The organism is Streptomyces sp. NRRL F-6492 (assembly GCF_001280125.1).
GTDB lineage: Bacteria > Actinomycetota > Actinomycetes > Streptomycetales > Streptomycetaceae > Streptomyces.
Genome location: NZ_LGEG01000255.1, coordinates 87,996 through 100,346 on the forward strand (window position 1 = coordinate 87,996; position 12,351 = coordinate 100,346).

The window sequence follows — 12,351 nt, forward strand, 5'->3', positions numbered from 1 at the left end:
GCGGACGGCCCTTTCGGGTCACTGCTGCGGACGGGACGTCAGGAGGCCTTGGCCTTCTCCTGCACCGGGGCGGCCGGGGCGGGGGCGGGCTTGGCGGCCTCGTAGAACTCCTCGCGCGGCGACTCGATGGCGCCGAGGGAGACGACCTCGCGCTTGAGGAACATCGCCAGGGTCCAGTCGGCGAAGACGCGGATCTTGCGGTTCCAGGTCGGCATCGCCATGCCGTGGTAGCCGCGGTGCATGTACCAGGCGAGACGGCCCTTGAGCTTGATCTTCACCTTGCCCATGACGATCATGGCGACGCCCTTGTGCAGACCGAGTCCGGCCACCGCGCCCTTGTTGGCGTGGCTGTACTCCTTCTGCGGGAAGCCGCGCATGCCGGCCACCACGTTGTCGCCGAGGACCTTGGCCTGGCGCAGGGCGTGCTGGGCGTTCGGCGGGCACCAGGCGTTCGGGTTGCCCGCGCGGCGGCCGACCATGTCCGGGACCTGGGCGTTGTCGCCCGCGGCCCACGCGTAGTCGAGACCGTTGATCTGGAGCTTCTCGTTGCAGTCCACGTGGCCGCGGGGACCGAGCGGCAGACCGAAGCGGGAGAGCGCCGGGTTCGGCTTCACGCCGGCGGTCCACACGATCGTGTTGGAGTCGACCTCCAGGCCGTTCTTCAGCACGACGTGGCCGTCGACGCAGGAGTCCATGGAGGTCTCGAGGTAGATCTCGATCCCGCGGCTCTCCAGGTGCTCCTTGCCGTACTGGCCGAGCTTGGGGCCGACCTCGGGAAGGATCTTGTCGGCCGCGTCGACCAGGACGAAGCGCATGTCCTCGCGCGACACGTTCTGGTAGTACTTCGCGGCGTCGCGGGCCAGGTCCTCGACCTCGCCGATGGTCTCCGCGCCGGCGAAGCCGCCGCCCACGAAGACGAAGGTCAGCGCCTTGCGGCGGACCTCCTCGTCGGTGGTCGAGTCGGCCTTGTCGAGCTGCTCGAGGACGTGGTTGCGCAGGCCGATGGCCTCCTCGATGCCCTTCATGCCGATGCCCTGCTCGGCGAGGCCGGGGATCGGGAAGGTCCGGGAGACCGCGCCCATCGCGATGACGAGGTAGTCGAAGGGCAGGTCGTACGCCTCGCCGACGAGCGGCGCGATCGTGGCGACCTTGCGGTCCTGGTCGATGGTGGTGACCCGGCCGGTGAGCACCTCGGCTCCGCGGACGACGCGTCGCAGCGGGACGACGACGTGGCGCGGCGAGATGCTGCCGGCGGCGGCTTCGGGGAGGAAGGGCTGGTAGGTCATGTACGACCGCGGGTCGACGACCGTGACGGTCGCCTCCGCGTAGCGCATCTTCTTGAGGATGCGCCGAGCTGCGTACAGGCCTACGTACCCGCCGCCTACTACGAGGATCCTGGGACGCTCCGTGGTGCTCATGCCATCGAGTATCCACCCCTCCCGGGGGGTGTGTTCGTGCGCCCCTTCACAAGCTTGGTGGACACCTCTGCTACACTCCGCCGCCCACGTGATCCAGGTCATGTTCCTGCAAAGGAACCGGGGTGCAGTGGCGAACGTTGTTCACCCCCCGTGAACTGGACCGGAGAGCCTCCGTCAACCCTGAACCGGAGGCCCCGTTCACGCGATGGAAACACCGGGCCGATCGGCCTCCGCGCCTGCGAAAGGGCCCCGGGGTGCCCCTCGGAGGGCCCAATGACCCCCTTCGGACACCCTCGGGGCCCTTTTCCTTGTGAAGAACTTCACGAACTTTCCCGGCGGAACCCCGCGGGAAGCCTCGATAGCGACCCTCTATGCGACGGATAGGGGCTTCCCATCGAGGTCTACGCGACGGACAGGGCGATCCCGTCGAGGATGTCGTGCTCGCTGACGACCACCTCGCGGGCTCCGACGCGCTCGACGATCTCCCTCAGGACGATCGCTCCGGCGGCGATCACGTCGACGCGTCCGGGGTGGATCACGGGGATCGCGGCCCGCTCGTCATGGGTGGAGGCGAGGAGCCGGTCGGTGACCTCGGCGACCTGCTCGGCGGTGATCCGGGAGTGGTGGACCTTCTCGGAGTCGTACTCCGGGAGGCCGAGGGCGATGGCGGCGACGGTGGTGACGGAACCGGCGAGTCCGACGAGGACGTCGGCCGTGCCGATGGGCACGGACCCGGCGGCCAGGTCGAGCGCGGCCCGGACGTCGGCGCGGATCGCGTCGGCCTCCTCGGCGGTCGGCGGGTCGTGGCGGACGTGCCGCTCGGTGAGCCGGACGCAGCCGATGTCGACCGAGCGGGCGGCCTGGACGTGGTCGGTGCCGGTGACGAACTCGGTGGAGCCGCCGCCGATGTCCACGACCAGGTACGTCTCGGTGCCGGGCAGCTCGCCGGTGGCGCCGGCGAAGGAGAACGCGGCCTCCTGGTCGCCGGTGATGACCTCGGGCTCGACGCCGAGGATCTCCACGACCCCGTTCACGAAGTCGTCGCGGTTCTCGGCGTCGCGGGAGGCGGAGGTGGCGACGAAGCGGATCCGCTCGGCGCCCAGCTCCTCGATCACGGCGGCGTACGCGCGGCAGGCGGCGAAGGTCCGCTCCAGGGCCTCGGGGGCGAGCCGGCCCGTCCGGTCGACGTCCTGGCCGAGCCGGACGATCGTCATCCGCCGGTCCAGCTCGATCAGCTCGCCCGTCTCCGGGTGCACGTCGGCGACGAGGAGGCGGATGGAGTTCGTACCGCAGTCGATTCCGGCGACCCTGGTCACTTCCGCTCCTCGCCGTCGGTGTCGTCGACCGGCTTGAAGGCGAAGTGGCCGTCCCGGTCGCCCTCGACGGTCCAGCCGTCCTCCTCCTTCGGCGCCGCGCACGGGGTGACGCAGGGGCCCTTGGCCCACCACTCCGGCAGCATCGCGAGCGCCTCGTCGCCGAACGGGTTCACGCCCGGGCCCGCGACCAGCGAGTGGCCGACGAGGACGTGCAGGCACTTGACCCGGTCCGGCATGCCGCCGGCGCTCGGGAAGCCCTCCAGGACCTCGATGGCGTCGCGGCGGGCGAGGTAGTCCTCGTGCGCGGCCCGGTAGGCGTCGGCGAGCTCCGGGTCGGTGGCGAGCCGGGCCTGCATCTCCTTCATGACCCCGTTGGCCTCCAGGGTGCCGATGGCCGAGGCCGCCCGGGGGCAGGTCAGGTAGTACGTGGTGGGGAAGGGGGTGCCGTCGGGGAGCCGGGGCGCCGTCTCGACGACGTCCGGCTGCCCGCAGGGGCAGCGGTGCGCGATGGCGCGCAGGCCGCGGGGCGGCCGGCCGAGCTGGAGCTCGAAGGCGGCGACGTCCGCCTCGGTGGGCTCGGTGCGTTCGGTCTGCGGAGGGGGCGTTTGCATGTCTGCCTTGGTTGCCTAGGTCGTCGGTCGTCGGTCGTACGGGAGGTCAGCGGCGGTCGGCGTTGTCCACGCCGTCCCAGAGGTTGTCGTACCAGGGGCGGTCCGCCGCTCCCTGGTCGGCGCGGGGCCGCTGCTCCGCGCCGGGGTCGTTCACGGTGAAGCCGGTCTCGCCGGGGAGCACGTAGTGCAGGTGCTCGCGGGCGAGGCGGCGGACGTAGGCCGGGTCCTGGAGGCGGGCCTTCTCGTCCCTCAGCTCCTGCACCCGCCGGGCGGCCTCGGCGGCCCGGCGCTCCTGCTCGGCGATCTCGCCCTGCTGGGAGACGTAGCTCCGCATGGGATAGGCGAGGGCCACGACCAGGGAGCAGACGACGAGGGCGAGGAAGGCCGCGCGGCCGGTGAGCCGGGAGCGGCGGGCCTGACGGCGGGTCTGGGAGCGGTAGACACGGGCGGCGGTCTGCTCGCCGAGCAGCCTGAGCCGGGTCGCGGTCGAGAACCGGTCCCGGTCCTTCACGGCCATGTCGTGTCGCCTCCCCTGTTCACGCGGACGTCCCCGCACACGGTACGGGACCGAGTACGGGGACGTACGGAAGCTGCTCTGCGGAAGGTGTCAGCCCTTGAAGCGCGGGAAGGCGCTGCGGCCGGCGTACACCGCGGCGTCGTCGAGGATCTCCTCGATGCGCAGCAGCTGGTTGTACTTGGCGACGCGCTCGGAGCGGGCCGGGGCGCCGGTCTTGATCTGGCCGCAGTTGGTGGCGACGGCCAGGTCGGCGATGGTGACGTCCTCGGTCTCGCCGGAGCGGTGGGACATCATGCACTTGAAGCCGCTGCGCTGGGCGAGCTCGACGGCGTCGAGGGTCTCGGTCAGCGAGCCGATCTGGTTGACCTTGACGAGCAGGGCGTTCGCGGACTTCTCCTCGATGCCCCGGGCCAGGCGCTCCGGGTTGGTGACGAACAGGTCGTCGCCGACGAGCTGGACCTTCTCGCCGAGCTTCTCGGTGATGACGTTCCAGCCGGCCCAGTCGTCCTCGAACAGCGGGTCCTCGATGGAGACCAGCGGGTACGCGGCGACGAGCTCCTCGTAGTACTCGGTCATCTCGGCGGCCGAGCGGGACTTGCCCTCGAACTCGTACGTGCCGTCCTTGTAGAACTCGGAGGCGGCGACGTCGAGCGCGAGCGCGATGTCCTTGCCGGGCACGTAGCCGGCCTGCTTGACCGCCTCCAGGATGAGGTCGAGCGCCTCGCGGTTGGAGCCGAGGTTCGGGGCGAAGCCGCCCTCGTCGCCGAGGCCGGTGGAGAGGCCCTTGGCCTTCAGGACGGACTTGAGGGTGTGGTAGACCTCGGTGCCCCAGCGGAGGGCCTCGGAGAAGGACTCCGCGCCGATCGGGGCGATCATGAACTCCTGGATGTCGACGTTGGAGTCGGCGTGCGACCCACCGTTGAGGATGTTCATCATCGGAACGGGCAGCAGGTGCGCGTTCGGGCCGCCCAGGTAGCGGAAGAGCGGGAGGTCGCTGGCCTCGGAGGCGGCGTGCGCGACGGCGAGGGAGACGCCGAGGATGGCGTTGGCGCCGAGCGAGGACTTGTCCGGGGTGGCGTCCAGGTCGAACATGGCCTGGTCGATCAGGCGCTGCTCGGTGGCGTCGTAGCCGACGAGCTCCGGGCCGATCTGCTCGATGACGGCGAGGACGGCCTTCTCGACGCCCTTGCCCTGGTAACGGTTGGGGTCACCGTCACGGAGCTCCAGGGCCTCGAACGCACCGGTGGAGGCGCCGGACGGAACGGCAGCACGGCCGGTGCTGCCGTCGTCGAGGCCGACCTCGACCTCGACCGTGGGGTTGCCTCGGGAGTCCAGGATTTCCCGGGCTACGACGACGTCGATGGACGGCACGAGCATCTCCTTCTGGGATGTGACGCTGGATGTGACGCAAGGTCGGTGCGGGGTCGCTCGGCCTTGCGACAAGAGCCTAACCGCCCCGGGGGCTCCGACCGGCCGGGCGCCCGCCCCCTGGGACGAAAAAGGACCCGAGGGCACGCACAAGGGGACGAAGGACCCCAGATCTACTGAGTGGTAACCATCAGGTGGGCCGCGGGGGCTCCGGAAGGGGGCCTCGAAGAAGGGCGGCCCTGAAGAAGGGGACCCGTAAAGGGGAGAACCCCGGTCCGGCGCGCACGGGGGAAGGGCGCGCCGGACCGGGGCGGTCACCGCGGGAGGGTCGTCGGGGGCGCGTGAGCCGCCGGACTCACGCGACCCGCCGGGCTCACTTCAGGTGGAGCTGCTGGCCCGGGTAGATCAGGTCGGCGTTCTCGACGACGTCCTTGTTGAGCTCGAAGATCTCGGCCCAGCCGCCCTCGACGCCCTGCGCCTCGGCGATCTTGCTGAGGGTGTCGCCGGCCGTGACCTCGTACTCGCCGTCACCCTTCTTGACCGTCTTGCCGGTCGGGGTGGTGACGGTCTTCCCGGCGGCCTCGGGGCCGGCCTGCTGCGACTCCTCCGGAGCCTGGCGCTGCTCGCTGCGGGTGGTCGGCTGCTCGGCCTCGCGCTCCTGCTGCTGCGGCTGCTCCTGCTTCGGCTGCTCCTGCGGAGCGCTCTCGGCGGCGCCGCCGTCGTACGAGGCGCCGGAGAGGCCCACGCCGCAGCTCGGCCAGGCACCCTTGCCCTGGCCCGCGAGGACCTTCTCGGCGACGGCGATCTGCTGGGACTTCGACGCCTGGTGGGCGTTCGGGGCGTAGGCGGTGCCACCGAAGGCGGCCCAGGTGGAGGACGAGAACTGCAGGCCGCCGTAGTAGCCGTTGCCGGTGTTGATCGACCAGTCGCCGCCGGACTCGCACTGGGCGACGCGGTCCCACTCGGAGGTCGTGGCGGCCGAGGCGGTGCCCGCGGTCATCAGCGGGGCGGCGACGGCGATGCCGGTGACGCCGACGAGCGCGGCGAGCTGGGTGGCCTTGGAGGGACGGCGGTGTTTGCCCTTGACGGAAAACAGCATGGGGATTCTCCTCACCGACGCCTGCGAGGTGAGCTGTCGGGTTCGGGCCGAAGAGTTGCCCGGCCGCGTGTCCTAGCACGCGGCTTCACCCCAAGCCGGTCGTCGGCCGTCTGTCTCGACGGCCGGGGCCGGCACTTACCTTGGGTCCCCCGCTCCTGCCTACGGCGCTTGCGCGACGACTGTTCCCATCGGCCGACGGCAGGATTCGGCGTTTCGGTCGACGGGGCCCGCGGTGGCGAGCGATGACGACCGTAGACACAGACCCCCCCGAAGTTCAAAGAGGCTCATATGACGAATTTCGCCTCTTCTTGCCCTTCGGAGGGGTCTGTTTGCGCAGGTGAGGGGTGACGGAAGCGGAGTTTGCGGGCGTGGTGGGCCAGTTGGGGCAAAGAGACCCATGTCTCACTCGCCCAGAACCGGACATACGCCCGCGAACTACCCCGCCGTCGGGGTCGAATCCGCCGTCAGTTCGAGGTTCTGACCAGGGAGGATGAGGTCCGGATCGGTGCCCACGGTCCGCTTGTTCGCGTCATAGAGGGCGGTCCAGCCTCCGGGCAGTTCGTTCGCCTGGGCGATGTCCGAAAGGCTGTCACCCGGACGCACGACGTATTCACCCGAAGAGCCCTGACTGTCCGTCGAGCCCGGATTCTTCACTTCGTCAGCAATCGGGGCTGAATCAGCCTCTTCGGAGAGCTTGTCCTTGTCCGAGGCGTGTCTACCGGATTCAGTGGAACTGTCCGGCTTGCCGCTTTCCTCCGGGGCGGCCTCGCCCCGGTGCTTGCCCGTGCCGGGCGTGGCCGGCGTTCCCTCGTCTCCCGGAAGGCCGGGCGTGACGGGCGTACCGGGCGTGGCGGACCCCTCGGGGGCGACGGGGACCGTCGGGCCGGACGGACCGGCCGGGAGCGTCGGGTCCGCCGGGTCGGTCGACCCCGTCGACGCGGAGGGGGTGGAGGGAGTGGTCGGCACGGTCGGGTCCGCCGGGGTGGCGGGGGCCGTCGGCGTGGCCGGCGCCGTGGGCGCGGCGGGGGCCGTCGACGGGACGGAGGCCTTCGGCGTCCCGGCGGACGGCGTGGTCGCGGAGGCGGCCGGCGAGCCGGAGTTCCAGCTCGACTCGGGGACGGGCGCCACGGAGGTCGTCGGGGCGGCGGCCGGACCCGGGTTCACCCCGGTGGGCTTCCCGTCGTTCTTCAGGCCGGCGATCGGCGCGCAGGTGGCCCAGGCGTCGCTGCCCTTGGCGAGGGCCTTCTCGGCCACCGCGATCTGCTGGGCGCGGCTGGCCAGGTCGGGGCTGGGCGCGTACGACAGGCCGCCGTGACGCTCCCAGTCGCCCTGGGTGAGCTGGAGGCCGCCGTACATCCCGTTTCCGAAGTTGGCGCTCCACTGACCGCCGGACTCGCACTCGGCGACGCGGTCCCACGTGGCGGCGTCGGCGGCGGACGCGGATCCGGTGGCGAGCAGGGGCAGCGCCATGGCGGATCCGGTCACGCCCGCGGCGACGACGAGGGCGGGGGCCTGACGGGGGCGACGGTGTCGTCCGTTCCCGGAACGCATAGGTACGCCTTTCGCGTGACGGCTGAGACTGCGGCGAAACGTAGCGGCATTCGAACGCTCGTCACAAGTCGATGGCCACTCGATCACATGAAGATCACATTTCTGACGGTCCGTCAGTGGGCGAGAGGGGTACGGACGGGGAGAACTCCACCGGAAGCGTGCGCAAACCGCGCATGATGAGCCCTCCGCGCCACCGCAGTTCGGCCGGGTCGGCGGCCAGTCGCAGGTCCGGCAGACGGGTCAGGAGGGTGGCGAGCGCCGCCTGTCCTTCGAGGCGGGCGAGGGGCGCGCCGAGGCAGTAGTGGATGCCGTGGCCGTACCCGAGGTGCTGGTTGTCGCGCCGGGCGAGGTCGAGCACGTCGGGTCCGTCGAACCGCTCGGGGTCCCGGTCGGCGGCGGCGAGCACCACGAGCACCGGGTCCCCCGCCGGGATCTCCTGCCCGCCGATGGTCAGCGCCCGCGTCGCGTACCGCCAGGTCGCCATCTCCACGGGTCCGTCGTACCGCAGCAGCTCCTCGATCCCGGTCTCCAGGAGGCCGGTCTCCCCGGCGGCGAGGGAGGCCTGGAGGAGTCCCCTTTGTTCCGGATTCCCGAGAAGCGCGTACAGACCGTTCCCGATGAGGTTCACGGTGGTCTCGAAGCCGGCGAAGAGGAGGATGAAGGCCATGGCGGCGGCCTCGTTCTCGGTGAGGTGCTCGCCGTGGTCGGAGGCCTTGATGAGCCCCGAGATCAGGTCGTCGCCCCCTTCTTGCCGCAGGCCTTCGCGCTTGCGGTGGATCAGCTCGGCGAGGTAGCCGCGCATCTTCTTGACCGACCGCGCGACCCCGCCGCGCGGGCCCCCGCCGTGCCGGATCATCATCCCGGCCCAGTCGCGGAAGTCGTCCTGGTCCTCCTCGGGCACGCCGAGCAGGTCGCAGATGGCGTAGATGGGGAGCGGGAAGGCGAACTCGTGGATGAGGTCGGCGCTCCCCCGCTCCGCGAAGCCGTCGATGAGCCGGTCGGTCAACTCCTGGACGCGCGGGGCGAACTCGGCGACCCGGCGCGGGGTGAAGGCCTTCGACACGAGCCGCCGCAGCCGGGTGTGGTCGGGCGGGTCGATGTTGAGCAGATGGGTCATCAGCTCGGCCTTGCGCTCGCCCGGAATGCCCGTCTTGCCCTTGGCGTGCGGGGACTCGTCGTGGTGCGCCGGGTTCTTGGACAGCCGCTGGTCCGCGAGGGCCTGCCGGGCGTCCGCGTACCGCGTCACGAGCCACGCCTCGACCCCGCTGGGCAGCGTCGTCCGGTGCACGGGCGCGTGCTCCCGCAGCCAGGCGTAGGCGGGGTACGGATCGGTCGCGAACTCCCAGGTGAAGAGCTCGGGAGCGGGGTCCTGGCCGGGGGCGCGGGCGGGGTCCTGGCCGGGGGCGCGGGCGGGGTCCTGGCCGGGGGCGCGGGCGGGGTCCGGTACGGAGGTCGGTACGGGGCTCGGCGCGGGGTCCGGCTCGGGCGCCGGGGCGGTGCTGTCACTCACCCCCCGACGGTACAGCGCGCGCCGGCGCGCCCCGGCGGCCGTACGGACGACCGCCCGGGCCCCCGGGCCCCGTCCGGCGGAACGCCGGCGGGCGGGGCCCCTCCCCCTCGTACGGCCCTACGGCCTCACAGCCCCTCCGCCGCCCTGATCGCGTCCCGGTACGTCCGGGCGGCGGCCCGCAGCGCCGTCTCCGGGTCGACGCCCGCCGCCTCCGCGCGGGCGGCGAGGGCCAGGAGTTCGCGGCCGACGTCCCCGTCCGCCGGGAGGGGCACGTCGAGGCCGGCCGACCGGGCCCGGCCCGCGAGCTTCGCGGCGAGCGCGAGGCCGGGCTGGCCGAGCGGCACGCCGTCGGTGACGGACTCCCGCCGCTTCTCGACCGCCTTGGTCCGCTGCCAGTGCGCGTGGACCTCCTCGGGGGTCTCGGCGGTCTCGTCCCCGAAGACGTGCGGGTGGCGGTGGATCAGCTTCTCCACGAGGGTCCCGGCCACGTCGTCCACGGAGAACGGCTCCTCCGGGTCCTCCTCGGCGATCCGGGCGTGGAAGACGACCTGGAGGAGGACGTCGCCCAGCTCCTCCCGGAGCGCGGTCCTGTCCCCGTCCTCGATCGCCTCCACCAGCTCGTACGCCTCCTCGATGGCGTACTTCACGAGCCCCTCGTGGGTCTGCGCCGAGGTCCAGGGGCACGCGCGCCGGACGCGGTCCATGACCTGGACGAGGTCGAGGAGGCGGGCGCCGGGCAGGTCGTACGAGCCGGGGAGCAGTTCGAGCTCCGGCATCGCGACCCGGCCCGAGCCGGCGAGCCGGGCGAGGCCGTCGGTGAGGCGCCGGTCGCCCTCGCCGGAGGGCAGCAGCAGGACCGTGCGGCCCCCGGCGCAGGCCTCGACCAGCTCCTCGGCGGTGGGCAGGGCGTGCTCGACGGCGACGCCCGCCTCCCGCAGGTACGGCAGCTGGGGGTGGTGCTCGTCGGGACAGAGCACCCGGTCCGCGGCGTGCAGCGCCTGCCACGCGGGCCAGGACAGGAGTCCGGGGGCCACGCGGTGGCTGGCGGTGAGCAGGACGACGCGGCCGGGGCTTTCGGAAGTCACCCCTCGAACCTACCCGGCCTCAGGCACCGGTACCGACGGCCTCCGGGGCCTTGCTGATCTGCCGCAGCCAGGGCGTGGAGGCGGCGGCCAGCCGGATCTGGGCGTCGTCCCAGGCGCCGAAGCGCGGGTTCACGTCGATGGCGAGGTCCTTGGAGGCGGCGGTGAAGACGTCCGTCAGCTTCTTCTGGCCCGCGGGGCTGTCGTCGGCGCCGACCTTGGCGGCGATCTTGGTGAGGAGGACGTTGCGGCGGACGACGCCGTCGATCTGGCCGGGGGCGACGCCCTGCTCCTGGAGGAGGGCGGCGGCGAGCCGGTCCTCGCCGCCGCTCTGGCGGACGAAGGCGGTGCGGGTCTGCTGGAGCTCGGCGCGGCTGGCGGTGACGCCGTTGTCGCGGGCGACCTTCTCGACGACCCGGTCGAAGATCATGCTGTTGAGCTTGCGGCGGCCGAGGTCGCCGGTGGCGGCGACGAGCTGCGCGGACTCCGGGGAGGCCGCCTGCGCGGCCCGGACGTCCTTCACCTGCGCCTGGAGGCTGGCGACGTCGATGCGCTCGCCGCCGACGACGGCCGCGGCCCCCGGGTGGGCGTCGCCGCCGCAGGCGGTGAGCAGCGGGGCCGCCGCGAGGAGCGCGGCGGAGACGGCGAGCGCCGTGCGGCGGTGCGGGCGGGGCTGCGTGCGGCGGAGCGTGCGGCGGTGCAAAGGAGCCTCCCGGGCTGGTCGTGCGTCAGTTGAACGACCTTGCGGTGATCGATGGTAGGGAGTCGCCGGGGCCGGAGCCACTACTTCGGAGCGACTGTTTCCCACAACGACTCACCCGTCACCCGGGTGTCGGCCCGCCCCGCGCGTTCCCCTCCTTCGCCCCCGGTCTCCTTCAGCAGGTAGTGGGGCCGGCGCTTCACCTCGTAGTAGATGCGGCCGACGTACTCGCCGATGAGCCCGACCATCACCATCTGGACGCCGGCGAGGGCGGTGACGGCGACGAGGAGGGTGACGTAGCCGGGGGTGTCGACGCCGTGGGCCAGGGCGTCGCCGACGATCCAGGCCGCGTAGCCGAGGGCGACGACGAGGAGCAGGAGGCCGAGGTGGACGGCGGCGCGCAGCGGCTTGTTGTTGAAGGAGAGGAGCCCGTCGAGGCCGTAGTTGAGGAGCTTGCCGAAGGACCACTTGGAGCGGCCCTGCTCGCGGACGGCGTTCTCGTAGGAGAAGGTCGTGGTGCGGAAGCCGACCCAGGCGAAGAGGCCCTTGGAGAAGCGGTTGTACTCGCCGAGGTCGAGGACGGCGTCGACGGTCCGGCGGGACAGCAGCCGGAAGTCCCCGACGCCGTCGACCAGCTCGACGTCCACGAGCCGGTTGATCGCCCGGTAGTAGAGGCGGGCGGTGAGGGTGCGGGTGACCCGGTCGCCGTCGCGGGTGCGGCGGGCCACGACCTGGTCGTACCCCTCGGCGTGCAGCGCGGCCATGCGGTGGACCAGCTCGGGAGGGTGCTGGAGGTCGGCGTCCATGATCACGACCGCGTCGCCGGAGGCGTGCCGGAGCCCGGCGAGCATCGCGGCCTCCTTGCCGAAGTTCCGGCTGAAGGAGAGGTAGCGGGTCCGGCGCGGGTCGTGCGCGGCGAGCTCCCGCAGGAGCGGGAGGGTCCCGTCCCGGCTGCCGTCGTCCACGTAGACGATCTCGAACTCGCCGTCGAAGCGGTCGAGTTCGTCGGTCACGCGGTCGTGGAAGCGGGCGAGGACGTCCTCCTCGTTGAAGCACGGCACGACGATCGAGAGCAGCACGCGGACCACGACAACGGAGCGCGGTGACCCGACCGGTCCGGACGGATGGCCTCCAGGAGGCCATCGCGTGAACTGCCCTTCCGGGCCCCGGCCTCACCCG

General features: G+C 72.0%; 11 protein-coding genes and 1 riboswitch. All 11 genes read right to left on the bottom strand.

Annotation, left to right across the window (positions count from 1 at the left end):
- Positions 1-38: 38 nt before the first annotated feature.
- Entirely contained in the window at positions 39-1,418 is a 1,380-nt protein-coding gene (locus tag ADL08_RS29070; protein ID WP_078968552.1) for an NAD(P)/FAD-dependent oxidoreductase, read from the bottom strand.
- A 401-nt stretch (positions 1,419-1,819) separates the two neighbouring features.
- Complete coding sequence (locus ADL08_RS29075) at positions 1,820-2,734, bottom strand: Ppx/GppA phosphatase family protein (RefSeq protein WP_053648223.1); 915 nt, start codon at positions 2,732-2,734, stop codon at positions 1,820-1,822.
- The gene (locus ADL08_RS29080; RefSeq protein ID WP_053648224.1) at positions 2,731-3,345 is read right to left on the bottom strand and encodes a DUF501 domain-containing protein; all 615 of its coding nucleotides are present in this window, start codon (positions 3,343-3,345) and stop codon (positions 2,731-2,733) included. The genes ADL08_RS29075 and ADL08_RS29080 overlap by 4 nt, the downstream gene beginning before the upstream one ends.
- A 46-nt stretch (positions 3,346-3,391) precedes the next feature.
- Positions 3,392-3,862: an FtsB family cell division protein gene (locus ADL08_RS29085; protein WP_030215997.1), complete on the bottom strand. Its 471-nt coding sequence runs from the start codon at positions 3,860-3,862 to the stop codon at positions 3,392-3,394.
- 90 nt (positions 3,863-3,952) lie between these two features.
- Positions 3,953-5,239 (bottom strand): phosphopyruvate hydratase, encoded by a 1,287-nt coding sequence (gene eno / locus ADL08_RS29090; protein WP_053648227.1) that lies wholly within the window; start codon positions 5,237-5,239, stop codon positions 3,953-3,955.
- 364 nt (positions 5,240-5,603) lie between these two features.
- Positions 5,604-6,329, bottom strand: coding sequence for a transglycosylase family protein (locus ADL08_RS29095; RefSeq protein ID WP_053648229.1), 726 nt, complete (start codon positions 6,327-6,329; stop codon positions 5,604-5,606).
- Between the two features lie 3 nt (positions 6,330-6,332).
- Positions 6,333-6,550, bottom strand: a riboswitch (cyclic di-AMP (ydaO/yuaA leader).
- A 214-nt stretch (positions 6,551-6,764) separates the two neighbouring features.
- Complete coding sequence (locus ADL08_RS29100; protein WP_053648231.1) at positions 6,765-7,880, bottom strand: transglycosylase family protein; 1,116 nt, start codon at positions 7,878-7,880, stop codon at positions 6,765-6,767.
- Between the two features lie 94 nt (positions 7,881-7,974).
- A complete protein-coding gene (locus ADL08_RS29105) occupies positions 7,975-9,390 on the bottom strand; it encodes a cytochrome P450 family protein (protein ID WP_078970590.1) in 1,416 nt (471 codons plus the stop codon).
- Between the two features lie 125 nt (positions 9,391-9,515).
- Entirely contained in the window at positions 9,516-10,475 is a 960-nt protein-coding gene (locus ADL08_RS29110; protein WP_053648232.1) for a nucleoside triphosphate pyrophosphohydrolase, read from the bottom strand.
- 19 nt (positions 10,476-10,494) lie between these two features.
- The gene (locus ADL08_RS29115; RefSeq protein WP_053648235.1) at positions 10,495-11,175 is read right to left on the bottom strand and encodes a SurA N-terminal domain-containing protein; all 681 of its coding nucleotides are present in this window, start codon (positions 11,173-11,175) and stop codon (positions 10,495-10,497) included.
- An 80-nt stretch (positions 11,176-11,255) separates the two neighbouring features.
- Positions 11,256-12,251, bottom strand: a complete 996-nt coding sequence (locus tag ADL08_RS29120) for a glycosyltransferase family 2 protein (RefSeq protein ID WP_053648282.1) — start codon at positions 12,249-12,251, stop codon at positions 11,256-11,258.
- Positions 12,252-12,351: the final 100 nt, after the last annotated feature.